This is a genomic window from Pseudolysinimonas sp., from assembly GCF_049651805.1.
GTDB lineage: Bacteria > Actinomycetota > Actinomycetes > Actinomycetales > Microbacteriaceae > Pseudolysinimonas_A.
The window spans coordinates 36,602-49,108 of the sequence record NZ_JBASCU010000050.1 but is presented as its reverse complement, the minus strand read 5'-3'; the positions used below and the strand labels follow the sequence as shown (position 1 = coordinate 49,108).

Sequence of the window (12,507 nt, the reverse complement as noted above, 5' to 3'; positions counted from 1 at the left end):
ACGATGACCGTTCCCAAGTGGTTGATTCCCGTGCTCGCCGTGATCGCGGCGGTGGCGGTCGGCGTGGCCGCGACCCTGATCGGGATGCGCCTCGCGCCGGTCGAGACGGTGACGACGCAGCCGACGACCGAGATCGTTCCCGTGCTGGCTCCCATCGCCGAAGGTGAGGAGCCGCCCGTCGAACCCGACGACGAAGCCGCACCCGAGGCGCCGGTCGTGGTGAGCGAGGCCGCCGCCGAGCGGGAGGTCACCGTGCCGGCGGCGCCGACGGGTGACGCGCCGATCGACCCCTCGCTGCTGTTCTTCTTCGACGAGCTGATGGCGTGGCCCGACGCGCTGCTGGGCCTCATCAGTTTCGGCGACGAGGGTCGGGCCGACGGCGACGACCCGTGCGCACCCCGCGAGGGCGAGCCGGCCGTCGGCTGCCCCGGCGGCCTGCGCAGCACGATCCTCAGCGACACCGCCTTGCGCGACTTCGCGGCCGGCGGCCAGGCCTTCCCGCCGACCTACGCCGAGTACCTCGAGAACGGCAACCCCTACGGCGGGTCGCTCTGGTGCGACGGGCTCGAAGCCGGCTTGGGTGAGGTGCCCTTCGGCATCCTGGCGACCGCCCCCGGAACCTTCACCCTGCGCTACTGGCCGACCGGCGACCCGGCGGCCGAGCGCGAGACGATCGTCACCACCACCGCCGAACAACTCGCCCTCTGGGAGGAACAGGTCGCCCTGCCCGATGGCTGGCCGATCGCCCAGCACTGCTTCGTGATCGACGGCATCGAACCGAACACCGCCTACACCGCGGTCGTGACCGGCATCGACACCTTCCTGCGCGTCTCGCCACCGCACACGGTGCGCTTCCACTCGGGCGGTGCTCCCGTGCACCCGGGGCTGCAGATCAGCACCGTCGGCGACAACCTGCTCTTCGCGTCGGGCCTGTACCCGCGCGACGAGACCCTCGACATCCGCGCCTACCTCGTCGAGCCGGATGCCGCCCCGACGTGCACCGCGCCGGTCGGAGCAAGGCAGCTCACCCCGCTCACCACGGTCGACGTCGATGCCGACCGCGACGAGGTGAACGCCCTCAACGCGCTGCCCGACTTCCAGCGCAAGGCCGTGCGCACGTTCGTGATCCCGGAAGGCGCGACCGCGATCGTCTGCGGGCGGTGGTTCCCCGCCGGCGGCGCGCCGGTGTGGGAGACGAGCCAGCCGAACTTCGAATCCTCCGCCGTCGTGCAAGCAGCCGACCGGGTGCTGCCGAGCATCTCACTGTTCGACGTGGCGCGGTTCGACGACGCCGTCGAGCGCATGGATGTGCGGGTGGCCTCGGCCGAAGGCATCGGCTGCTGGCGCCCGAGTTGGACCTGGACTCGCGACCGCGACGGCGACCTGCCGGTGCAGCTCTGCGACGCGTCGGCGTTCGCGAGCGGCGGCACGGCATCCGACGGCGAACGCCTCTGGACCCACGGCTTCCGCGGCGACCTGGTGATCACCGTGACCACCGCCCTGAACACGGGCGAGACATCCGAGACGAGCTATCTCATTCCGGCCGGCGAGGGCGGATGCCGCGGCGTCTGCGAACCGCCGGAGCGCCAGTGGTACCGGGTGGCGCTGGAGGATGTGACGCAAGGCACCGGCCTGTGCGGGTCGTTCTTCGGATCGGACTGCACCCCGCCGAGCCGCGACGTCGCTGCCGGCACCGCCACCTTCTACGTCGACTGGCAGCAGGGTCTCAGCAACGGTCGCTCCGACTGGAACATCACCCCGACCGTCGACCGCCCCGTCGACTACGTCATTCCCGACGTGCCCCAAGTCGACAACGACGCCGACTGGACGTTCACCGAACCGACACTGACCCAACCGTGGTCGGCGGCATCGCTGACCGTCGAGGTCGATCGCCCCGTCGACTACACGCTGCGGTTCCTCGGCGGCCCGGTGGCAGGCACCCGGTGTGACGGCACCGACCTGCCCCTCGAGGTGAGCGGCTCGAGCGTGACGGCCTCGGGGTCCCACACGATCGGTCTGCGCATGGCTGGCGTCTGCCTCGGCGCGCAGTACCTCGCCGAACTCGAACTCGTCGACGCCGACGGCAACCGCACCACGTGGGGCCTGCACGACGCGGAATCCTGGTGGGGCGGTACCGCCCTCGTCATCGCGCCGGCGTTGCGTGCCGAAGTCTTCTACGAGATCCGCGCCCAGCACGTCAGCCGGAGCTACCTGCGAGTCTTCGAACTCGATTTCAACGGCTCGTCGGTCGGCGCCGAAGAGACGCGCAGCGGCCGGTGCCTCGAAGACGGGTTGGTCTCCAGCGGGGGAAGCCTCGAGCGCGACCTCTACAACACCAACAGCGTGACCCTGTCGATCCTCATCGGCGAGGCTTCGCGGTGGGGCGACGCCGAAGCGTGGGGTGCCGACTGCCTGAGCGTCGCGTCGGACGACACCGTGCGCACCGCCACGGCCGACGTCGATCTGCAACAGCTGTTCACCCCCGAGGGTGTCGTGGTTCGGGTTCCCGAGCTGTACAGCGCGACGGTCACCCTGCGCGCACGGCTCATCGACTGAACGGATGACCATGAGGTCTCGGACCTCGACCTCGACGTGCTGGGTGCGGCGTTCGCCCCCGAGATCGCGCCGATCCCGCTGACCTTCAGCGGTGCCGGCTACTACGAGCTCGCGCAAATCGGGCTGGCGCAGGCGGGAGCGTTGCGTTGCGAGTGGAGCGACGGCGGCAGTCCCGAGCGGTACCTCACGATGTCGGTGCTGCCCGCGGCAACGGATGCCTGGGCCACCCAGTCGGCGGCGATCGCGACCTCCCGGCCCGGGGACCTGCGGCCGGAACGTGCGCCGACCTCGCGCCGACCGACCTCGTCTCGTCGACCCTCGGAACAGCGGTCGAACTCGAGACTCCGGTGCAACCCGTCGCGTATCACGCCGGGTTCCTGGTCGCCGGCGGCACGCACTGCTACTGGCGCAACGACCTCGGGTCGGCGAGTGCGCTGAGCGCCACCTTCGGCGACCTTCCCGGAGGCCCGGCCGCGTGGGACGACTCATCAACGATGAGACGAGTGCCGACGAACGCGACCGGGCGATCGAACTGGCGCGCGCCGTGCTGGCGTCGCTCTAGGTCTGGCAGCGCGGGCACCAGGTGACGACGCGTTCCTGACCTTCGAGGCGGCCGAGTTCGCCGCCGAGCAGGCGGGTGCCGCACCGCCGGCACGGGCGCCCGCGCCGCCCATAGACCCAGGTCGTGCTGCCCGGGCGCAGGTTGCCCGTCGTCGATCGGTTCCAGCGATCCTTGTTGGCCTGCAGCATCCGCTCGGCCAGGTCGACCACCGCCGGTAGGTCGCGGGTCTCGCCGACGGTTCGGGTCGGCAGCACGCCGCGCAGAAAGCAGATCTCGTTCGCGTACACGTTGCCGACGCCCGCGAGGTTGCGCTGGTCGAGCAGCGCGACATAGACCGGCACCTCCGGGCGCTCGGCCAGCCGCTGCACCGCCTCGCCGGCATCCCAGTCGGGGCCGAGCAGATCGGGGCCGAGGTGGCCGACGACATCCTCTTCTTCTGCCGTCGGAATGACCTCGAGCAGGCCGAGCTCGAAACCCACCGCCTGCACGCCAGGGGCGTCGAGCACCGCGCGCGCGAGATGCGCCGGTCGGCCCCACTTCTCCCCGGGCGCGTAGACCCGCCACGCACCCTCCATCTTCAGGTGCGAGTGGATGCTGAACTCACCGACGCGATGGAACAGGTGCTTGCCGCGGGCGACGACCTCTCGCACCGTCTCACCCGCGAGGTCGACAGTCGCGAATCTCGGCACCCGGAAGTCGGTGCGGTCGAGCACGAGGCCGGCGAGGGCCGCATGCTGCGCCTGCGCCGTCTTCCAGACGGTGTCGCCCTCAGGCATCCGGCCTCCTTCTGGTGTGAGGGTACGCCGACCGGGCGACCCGATCGCTTGACGCCTACCGATCCGAGGCATAGCATTCCGAGGTATGACGACCCAAGCGCTGAAGGGGCACCTCGACCTGCTCGTGCTCGCCGTGCTCGCCCGCGGACCCCGGCACGGCTACGCCATCATCGAAGGGCTTCGCGACGACAGCGACGAGGTGTTCGACCTCGCCGAAGGCACCGTGTATCCAGTGCTGCACCGCCTTGAGCGCGACGGGGCGCTCGCCAGCGAGTGGATCGAAGCGAACGGTCGTCGCCGCCGGCAGTACCGCATCACGACATCCGGTACCGCCCGCCTCGCGCGGGAGCAGGCGAGCTGGCAGCAGTTCGCGACCGCCGTCACCCGCGTGCTGGGAGGTCGGTCATGGCCGAGTCCGGCTTGATCGACGACTACCTCGGCATCGTCGAGGCCCGCCTCGCCCACCGGCGCGACCTGCGCGAATTGCTCGACGAGATGGCCGATCACCTATACGAATCCGTCGAGCGGGCCGAAGCCGGTGGCATGGCCCGCGTCGCCGCCGAACGCAGCGCGCTCGACCGCTTCGGCGACCCCCGTCTCACCGCAACACTCCTCGCATCCGTTCCCACGAAGGGCTTCGACATGAACGCAGTACTCGACAGGGCCACCGGCGTGTTCGCGATCGTCGCGACCCTGAGCTGGATCGCCGTGATGTTCCTCTATCCGTACGGCTTTTCCGAGACCATCGTGACCGTCACGGATGCCGTCGGCATCACCGGCGGCATCCTGCTCGCCCTCGCGGTCGGCCTCACCTCCACCACGATGATCCTGCTCGCGATCGGCCTGGGCGACGGGTTCGGACGGCTGGGCGCGATCAGTGCCGTCGCCGGCGGCGTGGCCACGGTGTTCGCCCTGTTGCCCTGGATGGTCATGGTCTGGGCGCCGGCGCTGGCGATCTGCCTCGCCGTGACCCTGGCGCGGGGGGCTCACGTGCCGCTGGTGCGCGGAATCGTGTCGGTGCTGCTGTTCGCGGTCGCCCCGGTGCTGTTGCTCGCGACCGGGTTCGCGGCGCTGTTCTACGAGGGGTCGGGCCTCTATGAGACCGCAGGCCAGGCCGCGCGAGAACGGGCCGACCTCGTCGAGCTGATCGCCTTCGAGGTCGTCGCCGCGGTCATCGTGATCGGGCTCGGGTTGCTCGCCCGTCGTCTCGTGATGGCGCGGGCGGGAACCTCCCCGGTCGCGACGGCCTGAGTCAGCAGGAGCCCCACATGCCGAGGGCGCCGCGAGCTGCGGCGTCTTCGGCGGCGAACAGCTCGTCGAAGTAGAGGTCGTTCGGCGCCACCCGGATGGCTTCGGCGAATCCGCCCTCGACGAGCGCGAGGTTGATGAAGGTGCCGTCGTCGTTCCACAGGTAGAGCAGCAGGCGGTCGTAGTCGTCGAACGGGTCTTCGTCGGGATCGACGAGCAGGGTGCCGCCGATCGGGGCGAGGCGCAGCAGTTCGGCTTCGGCCTCGTCGCCGAAGCACTCGTACACCGGATAGACCTCGGGGGTGTCGATGCCGACCAGTCGCACGTTCTCGACCGCGCCGCTGCCGTCCCGCAGCCGGAGGGTGTCGCCGTCGGTGATGTCGACGACCGTCATCTGCTGCGCGTCGGCCGGTGCCGGGATACCGCCGTCGACCGCCGGGATGCCGGGGCCGGCATCCGGCGTGGCGGCGGGCTGCTGCTGGGTGGCGACGATCCACACCGCGAAGGCCGTGATGGCGAGCACCACGAGAACCGCGAGCAGGCGCTTCATTCGAGGGCGCTTCGGATGTCGGTGTGCCCGAAGTCGTCGCCCTTGTAGAGCAGCGGTTCGCCGGTGGCCTTCGCGAGGGCGTAAGCGAAGCAGTCACCGAAGTTGAGGCGGGCGGGATGTCCGCTGCCCCTGCCGAAGTTGCGGTGAGCCTGTCGGGCGATCGTGGCGTGCTCCACAGTGAACGCCACGATCTCAGGGTCGACGGCGCGGAGAAGGTCGTCGAGGGCGGATCTAGCTCGTGGGTCCCGGGCGCGATCGGCGACGACGTGGAGCTCGACGAGGGTCGGCGCGGCGATCGCCACGTGAGACGCGGCCTCGAGTGCGCCCGAGAAGTCCGAGGCTTCGGGTTCACCCGCGAGAATGGCGATGATGGCCGACGAGTCGACGATCACCTGGGAAGCCCTGTCTCCTCGTCGTAAAGGTCGTCCGTGCTGAGATCCACGTCGCCTGCATACTGACGGAATTCGCGGGCGAGTCGCAGGATGGTTTCCTTCTTGCGCTCGACTTGGCGCAGTTCGGCGATGCGGCGTTCGACCGCCTCGGTGACGGCATCCGTCTGGTTCACACCTCGGAGGGTAGCCAGCTCGCGCACGAGCGCGTGGGTGCGCTCGTTCTTGATGTTGAGACTCATGTCTACCATTCTACCGTGGAGGGGTAGACGTCTACCCTCGGAGCCTCAAGCCCTGCGGGGTCGGCGCGAAACCGGCGGCGACGAGGGCGTTGCCGAACGGGGTGCCGAGCGAAAACTCCCCGTCGATCTTCTCGACGCGCAGCCGGCCTCCCGCGCGGCGAACGGCCGCGGTGAGCGACTCGGCGGCGGCAGCGAGTCGCTGCTCGTCGGCGGTGAACGTGAGCACGGTCTTGCCGCCGCGTTCCACGTAGATCTCGAGGGCGCCATCCACCAGTACGACGAGCGCTCCGGCCTTTCTGCCGGGGCGGTGGCCGTCGGCATCCGGCCAGCCGAGCGCCGCACCGTAGGGGTTCGCGGGATCGGTCGCGCCCAGGGTGACGGCGACGGGGGCGGCACCCTCCTCGGGGTCGGCCGCGAAGGTGCGTAGCCGGTCGACCGTCGCCGGGGTCGCAAACTGGGCGGCGCCGAGGCCCTCGATGAAGTAGCCGCGGCGGGTGCGGCCGGTCTCTTCGAGTCCGGCGAGCACCTTATAGGCGAGCGCGAAGCCGCCCGCGACCCCCTCGGAGACGACGGCGCCACGGGTGACGACGCCGTGCCGTTCGAGCAGCGCCTCGGCGAGAGCGGCAGAGCGGATGGTGGTGTTCGGTTCGGGCGCGGGCAGCAGTGACCACCGCCCGGCGACCGTCGGCGGCGCTGACATGGCGAGGGCGTTCAACACGCGGGCGGGGGCGCGGCGACCGCGGGCCCGAGGGGTGGCGCGCGAGCGCGTGGGGGTCGCGCCGAGTCGCGCCCGCAGCGGGGCGAGGGTGTCGTTGCCGACGAGTCCGGCCCACACGAGATCCCAGAGGGCGGCGGCGAGGTCTTTGTCGTCGACGGGCTCCGTCAGGCCGACCGCCGTCGAAAGTTGCCGGAAGAAGAAGGCACCCCCGCCGGCGAGGGCGTCGATGATGCGCCCGTGCAGGTCACCCGCATCGGCCAGGTTCGGCTCGAACAGGGTGAGCGGCGCGGCATCCGCGAGGTGCAGCGCGATCCAGCCGTCGCCGCCGGGAAGCTCGCCGCGACCCGACCACAGCACCTCACCGGATGTCGTCAACTCGTCGAGCATCGCCGGGGTGTAGTCCTTCACCCGGCTCGGCAGCACCATGCTCTCCCACGTGCTCGCCGGAAGGGCGACGCCGGAGAGCTGGTCGATCGCGCTGACCAGCCCGTCGATTCCGCGGAGGTCGCCGAAGCGGTGCCAGGTCGGCAGGAACCGCCCGAGCGCGCGTTGCGGCACCGGCTCGACCTCGGAACGGAGGGCCGCGAGGCTCCGGCGGCGCAGGCGACGCAGGATCTCGGCATCCACCCATTCCACCCCGGTCGCGCCGGGCCGGAACTCGCCCTCGACCACCCGGCGGTCGGCGGCGAACCGGCGCAACACGTCGGTGACGACGGCGACGCCGAGCCCGAGCCGGTCGGCGGCATCCTGGGCCGTGAACGGCCCATGAGTGCGCACGTACCGCGACACCAGGTCGCCCACGGGATCGTCGACGGGATCGAGGAACGCCGTCGGCACCCCGATCGGCAGCGGCACCCCGAGTGCATCCCGCAACCGGCTGGCATCCTCGACGACCGCCCACCGCCGCTGCCCCGCGATCGTCGCCCGAATCACCCGATTGCTGCGTGCGAGGTCTTCGAGGAGCCCCGCCAATCGCGCTGGTCGAGTAGCCCCCGCAGGGGGCGTGTCGAGACCGACGTCCGGGTCACCTGGTCTCGACACGCGATCCTCCGGATCGCTACTCGACCACCGAAGAGCGAGTTCGTCGGCCGACAACGGGCCGAGGATGCGGAGGAGGTCGACAAGGCCCTCGGCGTCTTTCGCATGACGGTCGGGGGCGAGGCGTTGCAGCTCCAGCTCGGTCTGCTCGATCACCTTCGGGTCGAGTAGTTCCCGCAGCTCGGCGCGGCCGAGCAGTTCGGCGAGCAGGGTCGGGTCGAGCGACAGCGCGGCGGCACGGCGCTCGGCGAGCGGCGAGTCGCCCTCGTACATGAACGCGGCGACGTAGCCGAACAGCAGGGTGCGGGCGAACGGCGATGGGGATGTCGTCTCCACCTCGACCAGGCGCACCGCCCGCGCCGCGATGTCGGCGGTCAACTCGCCGAGCGCAGGCAGGTCGTAGACGTCTTGCAGCACCTCGCGCACCGTCTCGAGGATGATCGGGAACGACGGGTACTTGCGGGCGACATCCAGCAACTGGGCACTGCGTTGGCGTTGTTGCCACAGCGGGTTGCGCCGGCCGGGGTTGTACCGGGGCAACAGCAAGGCGCGCGCCGCGTTCTCGCGGAAGCGCGACGCGAACAGCGCCGATCCGCCGACCTCGAGGGTGACGAGTTCTTCGAGCTCCTCTTTCTCGAACAGGAACAGCTCTGCCCCGGGTGGGTCGGCATCCGTTTCGGGCAGACGCACCACGATGCCGTCGTCGCCCGCCATCGCCGAGCCCTCGACGCCGAGGCGTTCGCGGATGCGGGCCGACACCGCGAGGGCCCACGGCGCGTGCACCGGCATGCCGTACGGGGAGTGTAAGACGATGCGCCAGTCGCCGAGCTCGTCGCGGAACCGTTCGACGAGCAGCGTCGTGTCGGTGGGCACCGCTCCGGTCGCCTGCTTCTGTTCCTCGACGAAGCGGAGGAGGTTCTGCACGGCCCACTCGTCGAGGCCACTCGCGCGCAGCCTCGCTTCGATGCCGGCGGGCTTCGCGGCGAGGTCTTTCGTGAACGCCCCGATCGCCTTGCCGAGTTCGGCGGGGCGCCCGAGTCCGTCGCCCTTCCAGAACGGCACGCGTCCGGGTTGCCCGAATGCCGGGGTGACGAGCACCCGGTCGGAGGTGATCTCTTCGATGCGCCAGCTCGTCGCGCCGAGGGCGATGACATCCGCCACCCGCGACTCGTAGACCATTTCCTCGTCGAGCTCACCGACTCTTCTTGGCCCCCCGGTCCCTGAGCCTGTCGAAGGGTCGGTGCCGACGATGAAGACACCGAACATGCCGCGGTCGGGGATGGTGCCGCCGCTCGTGACCGCGAGTCGCTGCGCGCCAGGGCGTCCGGCGATCGTGCCGGCGACCCGGTCCCACACGATGCGCGGGCGCAGCTCGGCGAACTCGTCGGACGGGTAGCGTCCGGCGAGCAGGTCGAGCGTCGCCTCGTAGGCGCTGCGGGGGAGGGTCGCGAAGGGAGCCGACCGGCGCACCGTCTCGAACCACTCCTCGACCTCGATCGTGTCGAGGGCGACCGCCGCCACGGTCTGTTGCGCCAGGATGTCGAGCGGGTTCTGCGGCACGTTGATCGCCTCGATCAGCCCGGTTCGCATCCGCTCGCTCACCACCGCCGTGCCCAGCAGGTCGGCGCGATGCTTCGGGAACAGCACGCCCTTGCTGATCTCGCCCACCTGGTGGCCGGCGCGACCGACCCGCTGCAGCCCGCTCGCGACGCTGGGCGGGGTCTCCACCTGGATGACCAGGTCGACCGCGCCCATGTCGATGCCGAGTTCGAGGGAACTGGTGGCGACGACGCAGCGCAGGCGGCCCGACTTGAGCGCATCCTCGATCTCGGCGCGCTGCTCCTTACTCACCGACCCGTGGTGCGCCCGCGCCAGCACCGGCTCCGCGCCGGAGGTCGCGCCCGACTGCCCCATGACCTGCGCGGGCACCCCCTTCGCTGGTTGAGTAGCCCGCGCAGGCACCAGCATCTCCGTATAGACGTCGTTCATGGATGCCGTGATGCGTTCCGCAAGCCGCCGCGAGTTGACGAACACGATCGTCGAGCGATGCGCGAGCACCTGTTCGACGACGGCCTGGTCGACGTGCGGCCAGATCGACCCCGCCGACTGCAACCCGGTCTCTTCGGGTTCGCCCGCACCGGGGGTCACGGCATCCGTGGTTCTGACGCCGAGCTCGGTCATGTCTTCCACCGGCACGACGACCCGCAGGTCGAACGTCTTCGCCGCGGGCGGTTGCACGATCGTGACCGGCGCCTGGCCGCCGAGGAACCGCGCCACCTCCTGGATCGGTCGCACCGTGGCGCTCAACCCGATGCGCTGCGCGGGCTTCTCGAGCAGGGCATCCAGTCGTTCCAACGTCACCGCGAGGTGCGCGCCGCGCTTCGACGCCGCCACCGCGTGGATCTCATCGACGATCACCGTCTCGACGCCGGTCAAGGTTTCGCGGGCCGCCGAGGTGAGCATCAGGTAGAGCGACTCGGGGGTGGTGATGAGGATGTCGGGGGGCTCGCGCTGCAGCATCCGCCGGTCGGCGCTCGTGGTGTCACCCGAGCGCACCCCGACGCTGATCGGCGGAACCTCCTGCCCCAGCCGTCGCCCGGTCGCCGAGATACCGACGAGCGGGCTGCGCAGGTTGCGCTCGACGTCGACCCCAAGGGCTTTGAGCGGCGAGATGTAGAGCACCCGGGTTCGGTGTTTCGGGTCGGCGGGCTTCGGGGTCGACGCGAGCCGGTCAAGGGAGAAGAGGAAGGCGGAGAGGGTCTTACCCGATCCCGTGGGCGCGACGACGAGCGCGTGCCGCCCCGACGCGATCGCTTCCCACGCCCCCTCCTGCGCCGGCGTCGGCTCGGGGAACGCGCCTGCGAACCACTCCCGCGTGGCGGGGGTGAAGCGCTTGAGCGCGGCGTGCATCCTCACATCTTCGCCCGAACCGCTGTCAGCCGCCCGGGTCGCCCGCGGGCTTCGAGACGCTCAGCCGAACTCGACGTCGAGAAAGGCGACGACATCCTGAAGCATCGCCTCCGACACCGAATGCCCGAGGCCCTCGTAGATGCGCTCGGTGAGCCGCGAGTGGTCGGGCAGCCAGTCGGCGGTGTCGGCGAACCGCCACGCGGGGATCACGTCGTCGGCGGTGCCCCGGCCCGAGAACACCGGCGGGCGGCGGGCCGCCATCGCCTCGTCGCCCGGGTCGGGTTCGGGATGCCGGGCGCTGCCGAGCATCACGAGAGCGTCGGCGACCCCGGGCCGACGGCGCAGCACCTGAAGTCCGACGCATCCACCTTGGGAGAAGCCGAGGATGCCGACCCGCGATGCCTTACCCGCGATCTGCTCGATCCAGTCGGCGAGATCGTCGGCGGCCCGATCGACCTCGGCGCGGTCGACGGTCTCCACTTCGAGCGGGAACCATGAGAAGCCGATGCCCATCGGATGCGGCAGCGGCGCCCGGGGTGAGGCGATCACGAAACCCAGCGGCAGGTACGGCGAGAGCTGGAACAGGTCACCCTCGTTGCTGCCGTACCCGTGCAACAGGATGAGGTGCGGCCGCCCCGCGCGCTCGCGTTCCGGGGTGCTCCACATCACGTGTTCCGGGTCGATCGGCATCCCTCAACGCTATCTGCCCGAGATGGCCCCTTCCGGTGCCGGGCAAGGGGCCATTTGGGGCAAACAGCGAGAGAGCAGCAACAATGGGGAGCATGAGCTCCGTCGGCACCCCCGATCCCAACTCGTCGTGGCTCTCCGACGAGGAGCTGGCCGAGGCGCGTCGGCGCATCCCGCTGCTGTACGTCGAGGCGGTGCCGGTGCGGGTCGACGGCATGGGGGTCGTGACGAGCGTCGGGTTGCTGCTGCGCGCCAACCCGCAGGGGGCGATCACCCGCACGGTCGTGTCGGGGCGCGTGATGTTCGGCGAGACGATTCGGGATGCCCTCTTCCGCCACCTCGAGAAGGATCTCGGGCCGATCGCGTTTCCCCAATTGCCGGCGAGCCCGCTGCCGTTCCAGGTCGCCGAGTACTTTCCGATCCCGGGCCTCAGCCCCTTCACCGACGAGCGGCAGCATGCCGTGTCGCTCGCGTATGTGGTGCCGGTCACCGGCACGTGCGAACCGCGGCAGGATGCCCTGGAGCTGTCGTGGATGACGCCGGCCGAGGCATCCTCGTCGCAGATCCACGCCGAAATGGAAGGCGGCCGCGGCACTCTATTGCGCGCCGCTCTCGCCTCGGTCGGCGTGCTGGGCTGACGCCGCACACCCGCGCGGGGTACGCCTGAGCGGGTTTCGACTCCCGTCGTCGCGAAAGCGGGGGACACCCACCACCCCCTTCCGGGTCGCGCCCCAACTGGGCCGATGACACCCCGACCCGGTCGCCCTAGCGTGGTCACGCGGCACCCGAAGCCGCGGACGTAGGGACGCGTCCGCCCGGGTTCCCGCACGG

11 protein-coding genes are annotated in these 12,507 nt (G+C 70.6%); 5 read left to right on the top strand and 6 right to left on the bottom strand.

Annotation, left to right across the window (positions count from 1 at the left end; genetic code table 11):
• Positions 1 to 3 precede the first annotated feature (3 nt).
• Both WBL06_RS12630 and WBL06_RS12625 read left to right on the top strand, forming a co-directional pair.
• On the top strand, positions 4 to 2,556 hold the full coding sequence (locus WBL06_RS12630) for a hypothetical protein (protein WP_424456592.1): 2,553 nt from the start codon (positions 4 to 6) through the stop codon (positions 2,554 to 2,556).
• 36 nt (positions 2,557 to 2,592) lie between these two features.
• Entirely contained in the window at positions 2,593 to 2,994 is a 402-nt protein-coding gene (locus WBL06_RS12625) for a hypothetical protein (protein WP_424456590.1), read from the top strand.
• Positions 2,995 to 3,114: 120 nt separating this feature from the next.
• Here WBL06_RS12625 and WBL06_RS12620 read toward each other — a convergent pair whose 3' ends face one another.
• Positions 3,115 to 3,894, bottom strand: coding sequence for a DNA-formamidopyrimidine glycosylase family protein (locus WBL06_RS12620; RefSeq protein WP_424456588.1), 780 nt, complete (start codon positions 3,892 to 3,894; stop codon positions 3,115 to 3,117).
• Positions 3,895 to 3,979: 85 nt separating this feature from the next.
• Between WBL06_RS12620 and WBL06_RS12615 the strand changes: the two genes are divergently transcribed.
• Together WBL06_RS12615 and WBL06_RS12610 are read left to right on the top strand one after the other, a co-directional pair.
• Positions 3,980 to 4,318, top strand: a complete 339-nt coding sequence (locus tag WBL06_RS12615; RefSeq protein WP_424456587.1) for a PadR family transcriptional regulator — start codon at positions 3,980 to 3,982, stop codon at positions 4,316 to 4,318.
• Positions 4,300 to 5,145 (top strand): permease prefix domain 1-containing protein, encoded by an 846-nt coding sequence (locus WBL06_RS12610; protein WP_424456585.1) that lies wholly within the window; start codon positions 4,300 to 4,302, stop codon positions 5,143 to 5,145. Before WBL06_RS12615 ends, WBL06_RS12610 begins: the two co-directional genes overlap by 19 nt.
• 1 nt (position 5,146) lies before the next feature.
• Here the strand turns inward: WBL06_RS12610 and WBL06_RS12605 are convergent, their stop codons facing one another.
• Genes WBL06_RS12605 through WBL06_RS12585 form a run of 5 tightly spaced genes read right to left on the bottom strand, consistent with a single transcriptional unit; the run spans position 5,147 to position 11,679 of the window.
• Positions 5,147 to 5,692 carry a thermonuclease family protein gene (locus WBL06_RS12605; protein ID WP_424456583.1) on the bottom strand — a complete coding sequence of 182 codons (546 nt, stop codon included), beginning with the start codon at positions 5,690 to 5,692 and terminating at the stop codon, positions 5,147 to 5,149.
• Complete coding sequence (locus WBL06_RS12600; RefSeq protein ID WP_424456581.1) at positions 5,689 to 6,084, bottom strand: type II toxin-antitoxin system VapC family toxin; 396 nt, start codon at positions 6,082 to 6,084, stop codon at positions 5,689 to 5,691. Before WBL06_RS12600 ends, WBL06_RS12605 begins: the two co-directional genes overlap by 4 nt.
• Positions 6,081 to 6,323 carry a type II toxin-antitoxin system VapB family antitoxin gene (locus WBL06_RS12595; RefSeq protein ID WP_424456579.1) on the bottom strand — a complete coding sequence of 81 codons (243 nt, stop codon included), beginning with the start codon at positions 6,321 to 6,323 and terminating at the stop codon, positions 6,081 to 6,083. Before WBL06_RS12595 ends, WBL06_RS12600 begins: the two co-directional genes overlap by 4 nt.
• 31 nt (positions 6,324 to 6,354) lie before the next feature.
• Entirely contained in the window at positions 6,355 to 10,989 is a 4,635-nt protein-coding gene (locus WBL06_RS12590; protein ID WP_424456577.1) for a DNA glycosylase AlkZ-like family protein, read from the bottom strand.
• A 60-nt stretch (positions 10,990 to 11,049) separates the two neighbouring features.
• Complete coding sequence (locus WBL06_RS12585; protein WP_424456575.1) at positions 11,050 to 11,679, bottom strand: alpha/beta hydrolase; 630 nt, start codon at positions 11,677 to 11,679, stop codon at positions 11,050 to 11,052.
• 92 nt (positions 11,680 to 11,771) lie between these two features.
• On the opposite strand from WBL06_RS12585, the gene WBL06_RS12580 reads away from it, so the two are divergent.
• Positions 11,772 to 12,314 (top strand): NUDIX hydrolase family protein, encoded by a 543-nt coding sequence (locus tag WBL06_RS12580; protein WP_424456573.1) that lies wholly within the window; start codon positions 11,772 to 11,774, stop codon positions 12,312 to 12,314.
• Positions 12,315 to 12,507 lie beyond the last annotated feature (193 nt).

Bases quoted from the DNA above. Each gene is read 5' to 3' on its own strand.
- WBL06_RS12580 (WP_424456573.1), top strand. From the start codon at position 11,772: ATGAGCTCCGTCGGCACCCCCGATCCCAACTCGTCGTGGCTCTCCGAC.
- WBL06_RS12630 (WP_424456592.1), top strand. From the start codon at position 4: ATGACCGTTCCCAAGTGGTTGATTCCCGTGCTCGCCGTGATCGCGGCG.
- WBL06_RS12585 (WP_424456575.1), bottom strand. From the start codon at position 11,679: ATGCCGATCGACCCGGAACACGTGATGTGGAGCACCCCGGAACGCGAG.
- WBL06_RS12615 (WP_424456587.1), top strand. From the start codon at position 3,980: ATGACGACCCAAGCGCTGAAGGGGCACCTCGACCTGCTCGTGCTCGCC.
- WBL06_RS12605 (WP_424456583.1), bottom strand. From the start codon at position 5,692: ATGAAGCGCCTGCTCGCGGTTCTCGTGGTGCTCGCCATCACGGCCTTC.
- WBL06_RS12590 (WP_424456577.1), bottom strand. From the start codon at position 10,989: ATGCACGCCGCGCTCAAGCGCTTCACCCCCGCCACGCGGGAGTGGTTC.
- WBL06_RS12620 (WP_424456588.1), bottom strand. From the start codon at position 3,894: ATGCCTGAGGGCGACACCGTCTGGAAGACGGCGCAGGCGCAGCATGCG.
- WBL06_RS12610 (WP_424456585.1), top strand. From the start codon at position 4,300: ATGGCCGAGTCCGGCTTGATCGACGACTACCTCGGCATCGTCGAGGCC.
- WBL06_RS12595 (WP_424456579.1), bottom strand. From the start codon at position 6,323: ATGAGTCTCAACATCAAGAACGAGCGCACCCACGCGCTCGTGCGCGAG.